The following is a 14477-nucleotide window of genomic DNA, read 5'->3' as shown; positions in this document are numbered from 1 at the left end:
CGCTGGCTGGCCGGAGTTGTTTATTTAGTCCTGCAGGCGAACCATAAGTGCCCTGTCAGTCCGCCTTGACCAGGGTGGGATCGCCAAGATTGGCCAGGCGCACGCTGCTTTGCAGCTGCTCAGCCTCGCCCTGGCTGCTCACCGGCCCCAGGCGCACGCGGTGCAAAATCTGCTGGTTGCGCACCACCGAGCTGACGAACACTGGCGCAGCCACTGTCTCGCTCAGCTTGGCCTTGAGGAGCTCCGCAGCGTCCGGATTGGCGAAGGCGGCCACTTGGAGATACAGGCCAGATGCTGCGACTGAAACGTTTTTTTTTGCGTCAATCTGCACGGGGAGCACCGCGGCAGCATGCTGCTGCGGGGGCGGCGAATATTGCTCTATAGGTTGCGCCACGGCCTGGGCAACGGGTGTGGCCTGAGCCACTTGCTGCGGCGCGGCCAATACCATCGGCACCGGACGGCCCTGCTGAGCCCACCACTCATGCGGGTCGATGCCTTCGACCTTGACCCGCGCAGTGCCGCTTTCGGCGTAACCGAGCTTCTTCGCGGCGGCGAAGGACAGGTCGATAATCCGATCGGAATAGAACGGGCCACGGTCATTAACCCGCAGAATCGCGCTCTTGCCATTTTCCAGATTGGTTACACGCACGTAGCTTGGCAGCGGCAACGTTTTGTGTGCGGCGGTCATACCGTACAGGTCGTAGGTTTCACCGTTGGCGGTGGCCTGACCATGAAACTTGGTGCCATACCAGGACGCCGGACCGACCGCCTGGTAGCGACGGGCATCGGGGATTGGGTAGTACTGCTTGCCAAACACGGTGTAGGGGCTGGCTTTGACCGGGCCGTAATGCGGCATCGGGATGGCATCGGGAATCCGCGACACATCAACATCCCACCACGGCGCGCCGTCCTTGTGCGGACGGTTGAAGTCTCCCGGCCCGGAAATTGCCCCGCTCGGCTGCTGCACCGGTGCAACCGGCTGCGGCGTACGGCTGGACGAACAGCTGGCCAACAACAGGGCCAGGCTGCCATAAGCGGCCAATTTGAAAGGCAAACGCGACATCAATTTTTACCCCGTGCATCAACCAGCAGCTCGGCCAGCTGATTGACCGCCATGGCATACATCACACTGCGATTGTAGCGGGTGATCACAAAGAAGTTAGGCAGGCCCAGCCAGTACTCGGCACCCTCCGCACCTTCCAGACGGAAGGCTGTGACCGGCAGATCGTCAGCCAATGGGTCGGCACTGGTCCACCCCAGCGCACGCAGCTCAGCAACGGTCTTCACTGGGTCCAGGCCCACCGTCAGCCCTTGCTCAGCCTGCGCGCCCTTGACAGTGGCAGCGCTTGCAACCGGTTGACCCGGCTGCCAGTGGTGACGCTTGAAGTAACTGGCGACGCTGCCGATGGCATCGGTCGGGTTGTTCCAGATATTGATGCGGCCATCGCCGTCAAAATCCACGGCATAGGCGCGGAAGCTGCTCGGCATAAACTGCGGCAGGCCCATGGCGCCGGCGTAGGAGCCGGTCATGCTCAGTGGCTCGACCTGCTCTTCACGGGTCAGCAGCAAGAACTCGCGCAGTTCTTTACGGAAAAACGGCGCGCGCGGCGGGTAATCAAAGGCCAGGGTTGATAAGGCATCCATCACCCGCCAGCTGCCGGTGTTCCCGCCGTAGAAGGTCTCCACGCCAATGATCGCAACAATAATCTCGGCCGGTACGCCGTACTCCGTTTCAGCACGGGCCAGCGTAGCCTCATGTTGCTTCCAGAATTCAACGCCCTTGCTGATGCGCTTGTCGGTGATAAAGATCGGTCGATAGTCTTTCCATGGCTTGGCCTTTTCCGCCGGACGCGAGATGGCATCCAAAATTGCCTGCTTGCGCTCAACTTCAGCAAACAAGGCAACCAGCTGTTCGCTGGCAAAGCCATAGTCGCGGGTCATTTCGCTGACAAACTCAGCCACGTCTGGCGACTGTTGATAGTCACCGGCGAGCACGGGCTGAGCCATCGCGCACACGCCGGCCAATGCCAGCCAAGGTGCCGTACGTACCATCCAACCACGTGCGTTTTGCATTGAATTCATAATCCCAATCAAGCCTGTGTCATCCACTTACGATGAGTGTGAATCGACATCAAAATCCCAAAACCTGCCAACAAGGTAATCAGCGAAGTGCCGCCATAGCTGATAAACGGCAATGGCACGCCCACCACCGGCAACAAGCCGCTGACCATACCAATGTTGACGAAGACATAAACGAAGAACGTCATAGTCAGCGCGCCGGCGAGAAGCTTACCGAACAGCGTCTGCGCTTGCACGGTAATCACCAGGCCGCGCGCGATCAACAGCATGTACACCAGCAGTAACAAACACACGCCAATCAAGCCAAATTCCTCGGCCAGTACCGCGATGATAAAGTCGGTGTGGCTCTCTGGCAGAAAATCCAGGTGCGACTGCGTGCCTTGCAGCCAGCCCTTGCCGAAGACGCCGCCGGAGCCAATGGCTGCCTTGGACTGGATGATGTTCCAGCCGCTGCCCAGCGGGTCACTTTCCGGGTTGAGGAAGGTCAGCACCCGCTGCTTCTGGTAATCACGCATCACAAACAGCCACATGCCAACGGCAATCGGCACCACTGCCGCTGCCGCACCAATGACCCAGCGCCACTGCAGGCCGGCAATAAACAGCACGAAGCCACCGGAGGCAATGATCAACAACGACGTGCCCAGGTCGGGTTGCAGCAGAATCAGCACAAACGGCACGATGATCATCGCCAGGCTGATGCAGATATGTTTGAACCGCGGCGGCAGAGTGCGATTGGACAGGTACCAGGCGATGGTTGCCGGCATGATGATCTTCATAAACTCCGAGGGCTGGAAGCGAATCACCCCGGGGATATTGATCCAGCGCGTGGCGCCCATGGCGTTATGGCCCATGACATCCACCACCACCAGCAAGCCCACCCCACCGACATAGGCCAACGGCACCCAGCGCGCCATAAAACGCGGCTCGAACTGGGCGATGATAAACATGCCGACCAGACCGATACCAAACGAGCTGGCCTGCTTCATCAGCAGATCAACGTTCTTGCCGCTGGCCGAATACAGAATAAACAGGCTGCCCGTGGCCAAAATCAGCAACAGCAGCAGCAAAATGCCGTCGATGTGCAAGCGCTGCAATAGCGTCGCACGACGGCGCAGCAGGTCTTCGGAAGACAGGTTACGGTCGAAACTACTGTTCATGGTGCAGCGACCTCAGCCGCCACAGGCGGAGCATATTCGGCTTTTAACTGACCGTTCTCATCCAGCAACCAGGCATCGATCACCTGCTTGACCACCGGCGCGGCCACACCCGAGCCGGACTCGCCGTTTTCCACCATCACCGACACGGCAATCTGCGGGTTATCTGCCGGCGCAAAGGCGACGAACAGGGCGTGGTCGCGATGCCGTTCGGCCACCTTACTGCGGTCATATTTCTCACCCTGCTTGATCGCCACCACCTGCGCGGTACCACTCTTGCCGGCGATCCGGTACAGGGCCGCATCGCCGACTTTGCGCGCCGTGCCGCGTGGGCCGTGCATCACCTGCTCCATACCGTGGCGGCCGTTGTCCCAGAACTTGGGATCACGCAGGATGATGTCCGGCAGCGGGTTAGGGTCTACGGGCATCCGCCCTTGAATCGTCTTGGCCAGGTGCGGACGAATCCACTTGCCGCGCGTGGCCATCAACGCCGTGGCCTGCGCCAGTTGCAGCGGCGTGGTCTGCATATAGCCCTGACCGATACCGAGAATCAGGGTTTCCCCCGGATACCAGGCCTGACGGTAACGCGCGCGCTTCCACTCACGAGAAGGCATCAACCCGGCAGTTTCCTCGAACATGTCCAACGACACGCGCTGCCCCAAGCCGAAACGGCTCATGTAGTCATGCAGTCGGTCGATGCCCATCTTGTGGGCCAGCGAGTAAAAGTAGGTGTCGTTAGAGCGCGAGATGGCTAAATCCATGTCCACCCAGCCATCACCACTGCGGTTCCAGTTGCGGTATTTGTGGCTGTGCCCCTGCAGCTGGTAGAAGCCAGGATCAAATACACGCGTCTGCGCCGTCACTACGCCCGCATCCAGCCCCGCCACCGCGACCATCGGTTTGATGGTCGAGCCCGGCGGATAAAGGCCACGCAGGACGCGGTTGTACAGCGGCCGATCAATCGAATCACGCAGGTCGGCATAGGCCTTGAAACCGATACCGGTCACAAAAGGATTGGGGTCGAAACTGGGCTGACTGACCATCGCCAGCACTTCACCGGTCTGCGGCTGAATGGCCACAATCGCGCCACGGCGCCCGGCTAGGGCGGCCTCTGCGGCCTCCTGCAAACGAATGTCCAGGCTCAGCACAATGTCTTTGCCGGGCGTCGGGTCGGTGCGCTTAAGCACCCGCAGTACCCGGCCACGGGCGTTGGTTTCAACCTCCTCGTAACCGACCTCACCGTGCAGCTCGTCTTCATAGAAACGCTCGATACCGGTTTTGCCGATGTGGTGCGTGCCGCTGTAGGCCACCGGATCGAGCTGCTTCAGCTCTTTCTCGTTGATCCGTCCGACATAACCCACCGAATGAGCAAAATGCTCACCCTGCGGGTAATGCCGCACCAGCTGCGCAGAGACTTCCACGCCCGGCAAACGGAACTGGTTGACCGCCACGCGAGCGATTTGCTCTTCGTTGAGTTCAAACAGCACCGGCACCGGCTCGAAAGGCCGCCGCCCCTGACGCACCCGCCGCTCAAACAGCGCACGGTCATCCGGCCCCAACTCCAGCACCTCAACAATGACATCGAGGACCTGCGCCCAATCACCGGCGCGTTCGCGGGTCAGGGTCAGGCTAAAGCTGGGGCGGTTATCGGCGATGATCACGCCGTTGCGGTCATAGATCAGCCCGCGGTTAGGCGGGATCGGCTGCACATGGATGCGGTTATTTTCCGCCAGGGTGGTGTGGTACTCAAACTGCACCACCTGCAGGTAGTACATGCGCGCCAACAGCACCAAGGTCAGCAGCAAAAACACCACAGCGCCGACCACCGCTCGCTTGCGGATCAGGCGGCCATCTTTTTCGTGGTCTTTAAGGCGAATAGGTTGCGGCATCAGTGGCTGCTGGTTACTGGTGGAAAATCATTTGTGATAAGGGTGGCCGGACAACACGGTCCAGGCACGGTACATCTGTTCGCCGATCAGAATCCGCACCAAGGGGTGCGGCAGGGTCAGCGGTGACAACGACCAACGTTGCTCACTGCGTGCCTGCACCTCGGGAGCCAGCCCTTCCGGACCGCCGACCATCAGGTTGACAGTGCGCGAATCCAGGCGCCACTTGTCCAACTCAACCGCCAACTGCTCAGTGCTCCAGGGCCGCCCTTCGACTTCCAGGGTGACGATACGTTCCCCTGGCTGCACCTTGGCCAGCATCGCCTCGCCTTCCTGGCGGATCATCCGCGCCACATCGGCATTTTTGCCGCGGGTGGTCAGCGGAATTCCCACCAATTCCAGCGACAACTCGCTGGGCATGCGCTTGGCATATTCCTGCCAACCGTCTTCCACCCAGCGCGGCATCCGCGAGCCGACGGCGATCAGTTTGATCCGCACCGCTACGCGTCCTTATTCCTGCTCTGGGCTCGACTCGGCGCTGAACTGCGCGCGGCTCTGCTCAGCACCCTGCCACAGACGCTCAAGGTCGTAGAACTGGCGAGCGGTCGGCAGCATCACGTGAACCACGATGTCGCCCAGGTCGAGCAACGCCCATTCGCCGGTGTCCATGCCTTCAGTACCGATCGGACGTACGCCCTGCTCTTTAACTTTTTCCAGCACGTTGTCGATCAACGACTTAACGTGACGACTGGAGGTGCCGCTGGCGATCAGCATGAAGTCGGTGATGCTGGTTTTGCCGCGCACATCAATGGTGGTGATGTCCTGCGCTTTGATTTCTTCCAGCGCGGCGGTGGCCAGTTTGACCAGGTCTTCGCTCGGCATGATTTTTTTTGCGTTCGTCATAAGTAACTCGTTTGCCTCGTGTTCAATTCGCACCACGGTACAGTCCGTGGGCATGGATATAGGCCAGTACCGCGTCAGGCACCAAAAAGCGCGCCGACTTTCCGCTCGCCAATAGCGAACGGATCTGGGTAGCCGACACCGCCAGGGGTGTCTGCCAGATAAAAGCAATTTGCCCGCTCGGCCCACTGAGGGCCGACGGGGTACTCACACTGCGCGCCGCCAACAGGTTACGCAGCGCCTCGGGCGCTTCACTGTCGGCATCCGGGCGCTGCAGAACCAGAATATGGCAATGCTGCAGTAATTCCTCCCAACGCTGCCACGTGGGCAGCCCGCAAAAGGCATCCCAGCCCAGCAGCAGAAACAGCTGATCGTCCACGGCCAACTCACTGCGCAACGACTCCAGGGTGTCGATGCTGTAGGACGGTGTGTCGCGCTGCAACTCGCGATCATCCACCTGCAACACCCCAGCATCGGCTACCGCCAGTGTGACCATGGCCAGACGATCCTGCGCGCTGACTTCTGGCGCGCTGCGGTGGGGCGGGCGCGCGTTAGGGATCAAACGCAATTCATCCAACTGCAGCGCATCCGCCGCTTCTACAGCGCTGCGCAGATGGCCGATATGCACCGGGTTAAAGGTGCCACCCAGCAGGCCGATACGTCGAGCGCCGTTGCGTCGGGCCATCAGGTACGGATATGTCCGTCGCCGAACACCACGTATTTCTCGCTGGTCAACCCATCCAGGCCAACCGGGCCACGGGCGTGCAGCTTGTCGGTAGAAATACCGATCTCCGCGCCCAGGCCATATTCAAAACCATCGGCAAAGCGAGTCGAAGCATTGACCATCACCGACGCGGAATCCACCTCAGTTAGGAAGCGTCGCGCATCACTGAAGTTCTCGGTGATGATCGCGTCGGTGTGCTGCGAGCCGTAATGGTTGATGTGCTCGATGGCCGCCTCCAACGAATCGACGATGCGAATCGCCAGGATCGGCGCGTTGTACTCGGCAAACCAGTCGTCTTCGCTCGCTGCCAACACGTCGCTGCCGAGCAGCGCGCGGGTCGCGGCGTCGCCACGCAGTTCTACGCCTTTGTCGCGGTAAATAGCAGCCAGCGGCGGCAGCACCTTGTCGGCCACAGCGGCATGCACCAGCAGGGTTTCCATGGCATTGCACGGTGAGTAGCGCTGGGTCTTGGCGTTATCGGCGACGCGAATCGCCTTGTCGAGATCAGCAGCAACATCGATATACACGTGGCAGACGCCATCCAGGTGCTTGATCACCGGTACCTTGGCATCACGACTGATGCGCTCTATCAGGCCCTTGCCGCCCCGCGGCACGATCACATCAACAAATTCCGGCATGGTAATCAGCGCACCCACAGCGGCGCGGTCGGTGGTTTCCACCACCTGCACGGCGCTGGCGGGCAAACCGGCTTCGGCCAGACCGAGCTGAATGCAACGGGCAATCGCCTGGTTGGAATGAATCGCCTCAGAACCGCCACGCAGAATGGTGGCGTTACCGGATTTCAGGCACAGGCTGGCGGCGTCGATGGTCACGTTCGGCCGCGACTCATAGATGATGCCGATCACGCCCAGCGGCACGCGCATCTTGCCGACCTGAATACCCGACGGCAGGTAGCGCATATCGCGGATCTCGCCAATCGGGTCCGGCAGCGTGGCGACCTGACGCAGACCTTCGATCATCGAGTCGATCACCGCCGGCGTCAGCGCCAAACGGTCCACCATGGCCGGCTCCAGACCACCCGCACGCGCGGCGGCCAGGTCCAGCTCGTTGGCGGCGGTCAAATCGCTGCGAGCCGCATCCAGCGCGGCAGCGGCGGCCTGCAGGGCACGATTCTTCTGCGCGGTACTGGCACGCGCGAGCAGGCGCGAAGCGCTGCGGGCGGCCTGTCCCAGGCGGGTCATATAGTCGAGCACGGACTCAGTCATGGTCTTGGCGGGTCTGGCGGTTGAAAAAAGTCGCTGAGTATAACGGTCACGCCGCTCCACGCCCAGCACTGCGCGGCGGACGGTAGCCACGACAAGCGCCGCAGCCTGCAACACTGTCGCCCAAACGGGCGGACCGGCGCGATTAAGTGGGGTGCGCGGTCATATCAAACGCGGCTGCACACGCACGCTTAGCGAGCCGCATTCAGGCATGATTCAGGTGCGGCTTGTTACTATCCGCACCATCAAAAACCTGCCGAGCGACCGCGCCACTTTTATGCCCGCCACCCCCGCCCTACAGCTGCCCTGGCCCCACGGTCGCGCCCTGCCCGCCAGCTTCTTTGACCGAGACGCCTGCCTGCTGGCACGCGAGCTACTCGGCAAGGTAATCCGCCATAAGTGCGGCGAACACTGGCTCAGTGCGCGCATCATCGAAACAGAGGCTTACTACCTGAGCGAAAAAGGCAGCCACGCCTCCCTCGGCTATACCCACAAACGCCGGGCGTTATTTATGCAAGGTGGGCACATTTACATGTACTACGCACGCGGCGGCGACTCGCTGAATTTCAGCGCGCAGGGCCCCGGCAATGCAGTACTGATTAAATCGGCCTACCCCTGGCAAGATGCGCACAGCGGCGAGGCGGCCTTGGCGCATATGCAGCGCAACAACCCAGACCGCCAGGGCCAAGCGCGGGCCGTAGACAAACTCTGCAATGGCCAAACGCTGCTGTGCAAAGCCCTCGGCCTGAAAGTGCCCGACTGGGATGCCCACCCCTTTGACGAAAAACGCTTGTTTGTTGAAGACCTTGGCCAGCGCCCAGCACAGAGCGTGCAATGCGCACGCCTGGGCATCCCCCACGGCCGCGACGAGCACCTGCCCTACCGCTTCGTCGACGCCGCCTTTGCCCGATTTTGCACGCGCAACCCACTGCGCCGCGGGCAAGTGGCCGGCACGGACTATCACCTTCTTACTCACACGGACGCGCCGCAATGAGCCAATGGTTCGATACCCTGACCCTCTGGCTGAGCGCCAACCCGCAATGGCTGGGCATAGCGATCTTTGTTATTGCCTGCGTCGAATGCCTGGCGATTGCCGGCATCCTGGTGCCCGGCACCCTATTGTTATTTGCGGTCGGCGCGCTGGCAGGCAACGGTGCCTTGGGCCTGGGTGAAACCCTGCTGCTGGCCTTTGGCGGCGGCTTGCTGGGCGACTGCCTGTCGTATGCGCTAGGGCGCTATTTTCATCAGGACATCGGCCGCTTGCCGGTATTGCGCAATCACCCGCACTGGCTGAGCAGTGCACACGGCTATTTTCAGCGCTATGGCGTCGCCAGCCTGCTGGTCGGGCGTTTTATCGGCCCCCTGCGGCCCATGCTGCCAATGGTCGCCGGCATGTTCGACATGCCCTTCGCGCGCTTTTTGATCGTCAGCCTGCTCGCCGGCGTCGGCTGGTCAGTCGCCTATCTGCTGCCGGGCTGGGCCACCGGCGCGGCGCTGCGCTTACCACTTCCGGAAGGTTTCTGGCCACAAGCCGGGGCCGTGGCGGGCGGCGTGGCCCTGGTAACCGGGGTCAGCATACTGGGCAGCTTGCGCGGCCTGCGCCACACCAGCCTGATGACGGCTGGTGCTAGCGTGGCGCTGTTGGTCGGGCTGATGCTCAGCTGGCCGCACCTGATCGCGCTCGACCGAGGCCTGCTCACCTTGATTCAGGAGCAACGCCCGCCAGCGCTGGACACCTTGATGGTGATGATCACCCGCCTCGGCGATTTGAAGACACAACTGGCAGCGGCAGTGCTGCTGAGCCTGGTGCTGATGGTTACCCGGCAGTGGCGGCACCTGTGCCTGGCCGTTGGCACCCTGCTCGGCACCGCGCTGGCCAACGGCGCGCTGAAGGCATTCTTTGCCCGCAGTCGCCCCGACGTGTTGCTGGAGCCTTTAGGTAGTTTTAGCTTCCCCAGCGGGCACAGCTCGGCAGCCTTTGCCTTCTTTCTGGTGCTTGGCGTGCTGGCAGGGCGCGAGCAACCAACGCGCATGCGCCTGACGTGGTTACTCCTGGCGAGCTTACCAGCGGCGGCGATCGCCTGCTCACGGATTTACCTGGGGGTACATTGGCCCAGCGACATCATCGCAGGCGCCATGCTCGCGGCCTGTTTCTGCGCGCTGAGCCTGGCACTGGTGCAATGGCGCACGCCACTGCCGGCCTTGCCCCGAAAAGTCTGGTGGTTGCTGCTGCCGGCGGTTATTGCCTTGCTCGGCAGCATCGCCACTTGGCAGCTGTCCGCCGGGCTGCAGCTGTACCGCTATTGATGCCCGCCCTGCAATTGCTCAAGCAGTTGCTGCAGGAGCGCCAGACGCAGCTGCACATCGGCGGTGTCGAGTAGCTGCAACTTTTGCTCGGCCTCTAACGGCAACAGGTAGGCCAGCTGGTTGGCCAACGCCTCCTGGCCAGTGGGCTCAGCAGTCATGCCCAGCGAAGCCACCAGCGGATGCGCATTCAGCGCCCCCAGCAACGCGAGCAGATCCGCATGCTCGGCGGCCAAAGGCTGCTCCGGCTGTTCGCCTAGCCACTCAACCTCGGCCACAGTCAGTTGATCTGGCAGCACCTGCGCGCGCTGCACGCGAAAACGTCGGGCACCCTCAACGCGAATCCCCAGCAGCCCATTGGGCCGTTGCTGAAAATCGCGGATCAACGCCTCGCAGCCGAGCGCCGAAAACTGCCCGGCAGCCTCGCCGACTTCAGCCCCATCGACGATACACACCACACCAAAGCCTTGGCCCTGCTTCATGCAGCGGCTGATCATGTCCAGGTAGCGCGCTTCGAATATCTGCAAATCGAGCACACAGCCTGGAAACAACACGGTATTGAGGGGAAACAACGGCAGGGTCACAAGCGTCTCCTTACAACCACAACAAAATGGCCAACGGCAGCAGTACGGCGGTAAACACACCCATCAGGCTCATGGCCAGGGCGGCAAACGCGCCGCACTCATCGCCCTCCTGCAAGGCCCGCGCGGTACCGACTGCATGCGCCGTCAGGCCCAAAGCCATGCCTAACGCAGCCGGATGCTGCACCCCACAACGCTTAAGCAATGACGGCCCAACGATTGCGCCGATAATGCCCGTGATCATTACAAACACCGCCGCCAGCGCGGCAATGCCGCCAATTTGACTGGCCACCAACATGGCAATCGGCGAGGTCACCGACTTGGGCGCCATGCTCATCAGCATGATGTGCTCGGCGCCAAAGGCCCAGGCCATGGCAACACCCAGCACTGTGGCGACCACACCCGCCACCAATAGGGTGATAAAGGTCGGCCAGAACAACTGACGAATCCGCCGCAAGTTAACAAACAACGGCACCGCCAACGCCACCGTGGCCGGGCCGAGGAACAGCGTCAGCGCCGCAGCACTGTCTTTGTACTCGGCGAAGCTCAGGCCGCAGGCCAGCAGAATGCCAATCACCGTGAGCATCGACACCAGCACTGGCTGCAAAAATACCCAGCGGGTTTTCTCATAAACGGCCATTGCCAACTGGTAAGCACCCAAGGTGATGCCGACACCAAACAGCGGATGGTGAATTAACGCCTGCCAGGCGGCGTGCCATTCCACAGTCATGCGCCCTTCCGCTGCTGCTGGCGATCGATCAGCTTTTGCATCAGCCAGCCCGCAAACACAATTGAGACTGTCAGCGACAACAGCAGCGCGCCGGCAATTGCCCAGAAGTCAGCAAAAATATCCGTGGCATAGGCCATTACCCCAACTGCCGGCGGCACCAGCAGCAATGGCAGGTATTTCAGCAAGCTACTGGCGGCCACATGCAACGGCTCGCCGACCTCACCACGCACCAGCAAGAAGATAAATAGCAGCAGCATGCCGATGATCGGCCCCGGCAGCATCGGGATCAGCAAGACGTTCAGCGCCGTGCCGAGCAATTGGCACAGCACCAGCCAGAAAAGGCCGCGTAACAACATGATGGGTAATCTCCGAATCGTATGATCCCAGGCGGAATGCCGCGCATTATAAGCAAAAGCACCCTGTAAGGGCCGGTTTACAGCGGTTGCGCGGGATAAAACGCCACACCCGCCACCGCCGCATTCGGCACTTGACCCTACGACGCACCCATGATGATGTTAGGGCAGAAGGATTAACGCCCCAAAAAAAACAACACCCGCGTCCTCAAGGAGAAACCATGACATCAGTACCCGCCGCCGAATTGTCCAGTTACATCGGTAAGGAACTCGGCCGTTCCGACTGGCTGACCATCGATCAAGCACGCATCAACCAGTTCGCCGAGTGCACGGGTGACCATCAGTTCATCCACGTCGACCCGGAAAAAGCCAAACTCACCCCGTTCGGTACCACCATCGCCCACGGCTTTCTCTCGCTGTCACTGGTGCCCAAGCTGATGGAAGGCATCATGATCATGCCCACCGGCCTGAAAATGGCCGTCAACTATGGCCTGGACAGCGTGCGTTTTATCCAGCCGGTAAAGGTCAATTCCAAGGTGCGCCTGACGGCCACCCTGACCGAGGTTACCGAGAAAAATCCGGGCCAATGGCTGCTCAAAGCCAAAGTCGTACTGGAGATTGAAGGCTCGGAAAAACCCGCCTACATCGCCGAACCGCTGACGCTCTGCTTCGTCTGATCGCAGCCGCCGGACACAGGCGCAGCGGCTGATGCCGGTGCGCCTTTTTAATTTTACAAGTCACCCGGTGCGCTCAATCACGGCACTCCGGGCGCTTTAAGGCATACTCGGCAACGACCTTCCAGCCTGGACCTTCTGCATGCGCTTCTCCCTCCTGGCTCCACTGAGCCTTGCCCTGCTGCTTGCCGCCTGTGGCGATGGCGAACCCTTGCTGCCCGCCGATGCCGTGCTGCCCGATGGCGGCCGCTACCGTGGCGAAGTGGTCGATGGCCTCTTACAGGGCGCAGGCCGTTTGGATTACAGCAACGGTAGCTACTACCAGGGGACGTTTAAGGACGGCCAGTTCAATGGCACCGGCCAATGGCGCAGTGCACTGGGCGAGGTGTATAGCGGCGAATTTCAAGGCGGCAGTTTCCATGGCCAGGGCAGCCTCACTTACCGCGATGGCAGCCGCTATGTCGGCGGCTTTAAGGGCGGCACACCCAGCGGCGAAGGCCACCTCAAAGGACCTGACGTGGAGTACCGCGGCGAATTCAGCAACGGCCAGTACCACGGTTTGGGCGCACTGCAGTGGAGCAATGGCGAAAGCTTCCGCGGCCAGTTCCGCAAGGGCCAGCCTCACGGCCAGGGAGTGCTGAGCGATGCTGAAGGCAATGAATACGCGGGCACCTTTGCTAACAGCCAACTCAATGGCCAGGGCAGTTTCAAAAACCTTGAGGGCGACCTCTACAACGGCGAGTTTCGCGACAACCAGTTCCACGGCAAGGGCCGCTTTCAGAGCGCGGCTGGCGACGCCTGGAGCGGGCGTTTCGTCGATGGCAGCCTGACTGGCAAAGGCCAATTCAAGGGCAGCGACGGTAGCCATTACGTCGGTCAATTTCGCGATTGGAGCTACCACGGCCAAGGGCGCCTGAGCCTGGCCGACGGCGGCCTTTATCAAGGCAGCTTTGCTTACGGCCACTACCATGGCAGCGGCACCTTGACCCTGAGCGATGGCAGCCAGCAAAGCGGCACCTGGCAGCAAGGCCGGCTCGCTCGCGACGCTGACGGCAAGGCTGTTACCGACACCTTAGCCATCGGTTTGCTGGAGCAAGGCAAGCTACTTGATGCGGCGATTGCCCAACTGCCCGCCTCGACCCCAGCTATCGAGCTGTACGCGCTGACCCTGGCCGGCGACGGTAAACAAAGCGTGTTTATGCGCGAAGCCGACTATGTCGGTGACCTGCTGCAGAAGCGTTTCGCCGCTCACGGCCGCATCACCTTGGTCAACCACCGCGACCACCTGGCCGATCGCCCGCTGGCCACCAGCGCCAGCCTGGGCCGCGCGCTGCAGGCCCTGGCTGAACGCAGCGGGCCGGAAGACCTGATTTTTATCTACCTGACCAGCCACGGCTCGGCGCAGCACGAACTCAACCTCGACCAACCGCGCCTACAGCTCAATGACCTGCCCGCCAGCGAACTGGCGACGCTGCTCAAACCGCTGCAGGATCGCTACAAAGTGCTGGTGATCTCGGCCTGCTACTCGGGCGGTTTTATCCCCAAGCTGCAGGATGACAAGACACTGGTCATAACCGCTGCCCGGGCCGACCGGGTGTCTTTTGGTTGCTCAGAGGAAAACGACTTCACCTACTTCGGCCGCGCCTTGTTTGCCGAAGCCCTGCAACAGACTGACGATCTGCAACGCGCCTTTAGCCTGGCCCAAGCCCACGTCGCCGAGCGCGAAAAAGCCGACGGTTTCGAGCCGTCCGAACCACAAATCTGGCCGGCCAAAGCGGTACTCGCCCAATGGCACAAGCTGCGCGAGCAGCAAGCAGCGCGTGCCCTCACCACAGCATCTGAGCCGCAACCTGCGGCCGCCCCCTAACT

The 14477-nt window shown here is 61.4% G+C and carries 15 protein-coding genes; 4 read left to right on the top strand and 11 right to left on the bottom strand.

Features of this window, described 5'->3' with window-relative positions:
* Window positions 1-55: 55 nt before the first annotated feature.
* From AC0J6G_RS00860 to AC0J6G_RS00825, 8 genes are read right to left on the bottom strand one after another with little or no spacing between them, the layout of a single operon-like run.
* The gene (locus tag AC0J6G_RS00860) at window positions 56-1063 is read right to left on the bottom strand and encodes a septal ring lytic transglycosylase RlpA family protein (protein WP_475250531.1); all 1008 of its coding nucleotides are present in this window, start codon (window positions 1061-1063) and stop codon (window positions 56-58) included.
* Complete coding sequence (mltB, locus tag AC0J6G_RS00855; protein ID WP_475253548.1) at window positions 1063-2073, bottom strand: lytic murein transglycosylase B; 1011 nt, start codon at window positions 2071-2073, stop codon at window positions 1063-1065. The genes AC0J6G_RS00860 and mltB overlap by 1 nt, the downstream gene beginning before the upstream one ends.
* A 17-nt stretch (window positions 2074-2090) precedes the next feature.
* Window positions 2091-3194, bottom strand: a complete 1104-nt coding sequence (gene rodA, locus AC0J6G_RS00850) for a rod shape-determining protein RodA (RefSeq protein ID WP_475253546.1) — start codon at window positions 3192-3194, stop codon at window positions 2091-2093.
* A 38-nt stretch (window positions 3195-3232) separates the two neighbouring features.
* A complete protein-coding gene (gene mrdA / locus AC0J6G_RS00845; protein WP_475250530.1) occupies window positions 3233-5122 on the bottom strand; it encodes a penicillin-binding protein 2 in 1890 nt (629 codons plus the stop codon).
* A 27-nt stretch (window positions 5123-5149) separates the two neighbouring features.
* Window positions 5150-5617: a 23S rRNA (pseudouridine(1915)-N(3))-methyltransferase RlmH gene (rlmH, locus tag AC0J6G_RS00840; protein ID WP_475250529.1), complete on the bottom strand. Its 468-nt coding sequence runs from the start codon at window positions 5615-5617 to the stop codon at window positions 5150-5152.
* Window positions 5618-5629: 12 nt separating this feature from the next.
* A complete protein-coding gene (rsfS, locus tag AC0J6G_RS00835; protein WP_475253544.1) occupies window positions 5630-6001 on the bottom strand; it encodes a ribosome silencing factor in 372 nt (123 codons plus the stop codon).
* Window positions 6002-6044: 43 nt separating this feature from the next.
* Entirely contained in the window at window positions 6045-6704 is a 660-nt protein-coding gene (gene nadD, locus AC0J6G_RS00830) for a nicotinate-nucleotide adenylyltransferase (RefSeq protein WP_475250528.1), read from the bottom strand.
* Window positions 6704-7969 carry a glutamate-5-semialdehyde dehydrogenase gene (locus tag AC0J6G_RS00825; protein ID WP_475250527.1) on the bottom strand — a complete coding sequence of 422 codons (1266 nt, stop codon included), beginning with the start codon at window positions 7967-7969 and terminating at the stop codon, window positions 6704-6706. The genes nadD and AC0J6G_RS00825 overlap by 1 nt, the downstream gene beginning before the upstream one ends.
* A 274-nt stretch (window positions 7970-8243) precedes the next feature.
* Between AC0J6G_RS00825 and AC0J6G_RS00820 the strand changes: the two genes are divergently transcribed.
* Window positions 8244-8960: a DNA-3-methyladenine glycosylase gene (locus AC0J6G_RS00820; RefSeq protein WP_475253542.1), complete on the top strand. Its 717-nt coding sequence runs from the start codon at window positions 8244-8246 to the stop codon at window positions 8958-8960.
* Window positions 8957-10273, top strand: a complete 1317-nt coding sequence (locus AC0J6G_RS00815) for a bifunctional DedA family/phosphatase PAP2 family protein (RefSeq protein WP_475250526.1) — start codon at window positions 8957-8959, stop codon at window positions 10271-10273. Before AC0J6G_RS00820 ends, AC0J6G_RS00815 begins: the two co-directional genes overlap by 4 nt.
* Here AC0J6G_RS00815 and AC0J6G_RS00810 read toward each other — a convergent pair.
* Genes AC0J6G_RS00810 through AC0J6G_RS00800 form a run of 3 tightly spaced genes read right to left on the bottom strand, consistent with a single transcriptional unit; the run spans window position 10267 to window position 11937 of the window.
* A complete protein-coding gene (locus AC0J6G_RS00810) occupies window positions 10267-10854 on the bottom strand; it encodes an LON peptidase substrate-binding domain-containing protein (RefSeq protein ID WP_475250525.1) in 588 nt (195 codons plus the stop codon). The genes AC0J6G_RS00815 and AC0J6G_RS00810 overlap by 7 nt on opposite strands.
* 10 nt (window positions 10855-10864) lie before the next feature.
* Window positions 10865-11581, bottom strand: coding sequence for an LrgB family protein (locus AC0J6G_RS00805; RefSeq protein WP_475250524.1), 717 nt, complete (start codon window positions 11579-11581; stop codon window positions 10865-10867).
* A complete protein-coding gene (locus tag AC0J6G_RS00800) occupies window positions 11578-11937 on the bottom strand; it encodes a CidA/LrgA family protein (RefSeq protein WP_475250523.1) in 360 nt (119 codons plus the stop codon). The genes AC0J6G_RS00805 and AC0J6G_RS00800 overlap by 4 nt, the downstream gene beginning before the upstream one ends.
* Window positions 11938-12155: 218 nt before the next feature.
* Between AC0J6G_RS00800 and AC0J6G_RS00795 the strand changes: the two genes are divergently transcribed.
* Together AC0J6G_RS00795 and AC0J6G_RS00790 are read left to right on the top strand one after the other, a co-directional pair.
* Window positions 12156-12611: a MaoC family dehydratase gene (locus AC0J6G_RS00795; RefSeq protein ID WP_475250522.1), complete on the top strand. Its 456-nt coding sequence runs from the start codon at window positions 12156-12158 to the stop codon at window positions 12609-12611.
* A gap of 139 nt (window positions 12612-12750) precedes the next feature.
* Window positions 12751-14475, top strand: a complete 1725-nt coding sequence (locus tag AC0J6G_RS00790; RefSeq protein WP_475250521.1) for a C13 family peptidase — start codon at window positions 12751-12753, stop codon at window positions 14473-14475.
* Window positions 14476-14477 lie beyond the last annotated feature (2 nt).

This window comes from Pseudomonas sp. TS_SC_3 (assembly GCF_056156225.1).
Note: the sequence above shows the minus strand (reverse complement) of the source record. Positions and strands in the feature narration are given on the sequence as shown.

Bases quoted from the DNA above. Each gene is read 5' to 3' on its own strand.
- AC0J6G_RS00860 (WP_475250531.1), bottom strand. From the start codon at position 1,063: ATGTCGCGTTTGCCTTTCAAATTGGCCGCTTATGGCAGCCTGGCCCTG.
- mltB (WP_475253548.1), bottom strand. From the start codon at position 2,073: ATGCAAAACGCACGTGGTTGGATGGTACGTACGGCACCTTGGCTGGCA.
- mrdA (WP_475250530.1), bottom strand. From the start codon at position 5,122: ATGCCGCAACCTATTCGCCTTAAAGACCACGAAAAAGATGGCCGCCTG.
- rsfS (WP_475253544.1), bottom strand. From the start codon at position 6,001: ATGCCGAGCGAAGACCTGGTCAAACTGGCCACCGCCGCGCTGGAAGAA.
- nadD (WP_475250528.1), bottom strand. From the start codon at position 6,704: ATGGCCCGACGCAACGGCGCTCGACGTATCGGCCTGCTGGGTGGCACC.
- AC0J6G_RS00825 (WP_475250527.1), bottom strand. From the start codon at position 7,969: ATGACTGAGTCCGTGCTCGACTATATGACCCGCCTGGGACAGGCCGCC.
- AC0J6G_RS00820 (WP_475253542.1), top strand. From the start codon at position 8,244: ATGCCCGCCACCCCCGCCCTACAGCTGCCCTGGCCCCACGGTCGCGCC.
- AC0J6G_RS00815 (WP_475250526.1), top strand. From the start codon at position 8,957: ATGAGCCAATGGTTCGATACCCTGACCCTCTGGCTGAGCGCCAACCCG.
- AC0J6G_RS00805 (WP_475250524.1), bottom strand. From the start codon at position 11,581: ATGACTGTGGAATGGCACGCCGCCTGGCAGGCGTTAATTCACCATCCG.
- AC0J6G_RS00800 (WP_475250523.1), bottom strand. From the start codon at position 11,937: ATGTTGTTACGCGGCCTTTTCTGGCTGGTGCTGTGCCAATTGCTCGGC.
- AC0J6G_RS00795 (WP_475250522.1), top strand. From the start codon at position 12,156: ATGACATCAGTACCCGCCGCCGAATTGTCCAGTTACATCGGTAAGGAA.
- AC0J6G_RS00790 (WP_475250521.1), top strand. From the start codon at position 12,751: ATGCGCTTCTCCCTCCTGGCTCCACTGAGCCTTGCCCTGCTGCTTGCC.